A 2,258-nucleotide genomic window follows, 5' to 3' on the forward strand; every position below is an offset into this window, starting at 1 on the left:
GAGCACCCTGCCCAGTGAACACGAACCCGACCCTGCCCACACCACCCACAACCCCGGACACCACACCCGGAACCTCACGCCCCCCCGCCAACGCCTCCAAACCAGCAGTCAGCTCACCACGGTCCGCACCGACGACGACCGCCCGGTGCTCCAACGCACCACGCGACACCGCCAGCGACCAACCCACATCCACCAAGTCCGACGAATCCACGGAGTCCACCGAGTCCGCATCCGGACGCCGCCCGACGAAGCCCGCAAGACGACCCGCCTGAGCCGCAAGGCCCGTAGCCGACCTACCCGACACCACCCACGGCACCACCGGCAGACGCACAGCCGAACCACCGTCAGCCGGATCCGTCGCGGAGCTGGACACCGCAGCATCGTCGGGTTCCTGTGCCTGCTCGATGATCACGTGCGCGTTCGTCCCCGAGAACCCGAACGACGACACACCCGCACGCCGAGGCCGCCCCACCTCCGGCCAGGCCACCGCCTCAGTCACCAGTCGGATGGCACCGGCCTCCCAGTCGATGTGGGAGGACGGAGCATCCACATGCAAGGTCGCCGGCACGACCCCGTGCCGCATCGCCGCAACCATCTTGATGATCCCGGCCACACCCGCAGCGGCCTGCGCATGACCGATGTTCGACTTCACCGACCCCAACAGCAACGGCCGCTCCTCCGAACGCCCCTGCCCATACGTGGCCAACAACGCCTGCGCCTCGATCGGATCACCCAACCGCGTACCCGTACCGTGCCCCTCCACCACATCCACGTCATCCGCCGCAAGACCGGCATTGCTCAGGGCAGTCCGGATGACGCGCTGCTGGGCCGGACCATTGGGCGCGGTCAGACCGTTCGACGCGCCGTCCTGGTTCATCGCCGTACCAGCCACCACCGCCAGAATCCGGTGACCATTGCGCCGCGCGTCCGACATCCGCTCCAGCACCAGAACACCAACACCCTCACCCCAACCAGTGCCGTCCGCAGCCTCCGCGTACGCCTTGCAACGCCCATCCGCCGCCAGACCCCGCTGCCGCGAGAAATCGATGAACGTCCCCGGCGTCGACATCACCGTCACACCACCCGCCAAGGCCAGCGACGACTCCCCCGACCGCAACGACTGGCAGGCCAGATGCAACGCCACCAACGACGACGAACACGCCGTGTCCACCGTCACCGCCGGACCCTCAAGACCCAGCGCATACGCCACCCGACCCGACGCCACACCACCCGAACCACCAGTACCGAGATACCCCTCCACGTCCTCAGACACCACACCGGCCGGCAGATAGTCGTGATAGATCAGACCAGCGAAAACACCGGTGTCACTGCCCCGCAACGTGCTCGGGTCGATCCCGGCGTCCTCCAATGCCTCCCACGACGTCTCCAGCAGCAACCGCTGCTGCGGATCCATCGCCACAGCCTCACGCGGACTGATCCCGAAGAACTCCGCGTCGAACTCACCGGCGTCGTAAAGGAACCCACCCTCGTTCGAATAGGACTTGCCCGCCGCCTCCGGATCAGGGTCATAGACATCCGCAGGCCAACCCCGGTCCGCCGGAAACGCCCCGACCGCGTCCCCGCCCGAGGACAGCAACGCCCAGAACTCCTCCGCAGACGTCACCCCACCCGGGAAACGACACCCCATCCCCACAATGACCAAACGATCGTCGTCAAGCGGCCCGCCGAGCGGAACCAGGGTGTTCTGCCCGGCAGCGACCTTGCCGATCACTTCGCCCACCACGAACCCGGCCAGAGCCGAGGGCGTGGGGTAGTCGAACACCGCCGTGGCCGGCAGTCGCAGACCCGTGACGTTGTTCAGCCGGTTGCGCAGTTCGACCGCGGTCAGGGAGTCGAAGCCGACGTCGCGGAACGAGCGCTCCGCGTCGATGTTCTCGGGCCCGGTCATCCCCAGGACCAGGGCGGCCTGCGTCAGCAGCAACTCCTGCACCGTTTCGATCCGCTGGGCCGGGCTCAGTCCGGCAAGGCGGACGGCCAATGCGTTCTGGCCGTCGGTAATGAGCCCTCCGACCGTACGGCGCGTGGGACCGCTGGGACGTTTCCCACGGGCCAGGAGGGACAGCAACGGCATGGCCTCCCCCGAGCGTCGCACTGCCGCCAGGTCCAACCGTGCTGCTACGAGCAGCGGTTCGGTACGGGCGATGGCCGCGTCGAACAGGGCGAGTCCGTCGGCGTCGGACAGCGGCAGCATGCCCTGCCGGCTCATCCTCTGGCGATCACCCTCCGTCAGCTCACCC

General features: G+C 67.9%; 1 pseudogene. It reads right to left on the reverse strand.

The features are described from left to right. Positions 1-2,251: pseudogene (locus ACFZCP_RS45840) on the reverse strand (beta-ketoacyl synthase N-terminal-like domain-containing protein); the annotation flags it as partial. Positions 2,252-2,258: the final 7 nt, after the last annotated feature.

The organism is Streptomyces sp. NPDC007971, from assembly GCF_042958635.1.
Taxonomy (GTDB): Bacteria; Actinomycetota; Actinomycetes; order Streptomycetales; family Streptomycetaceae; genus Streptomyces.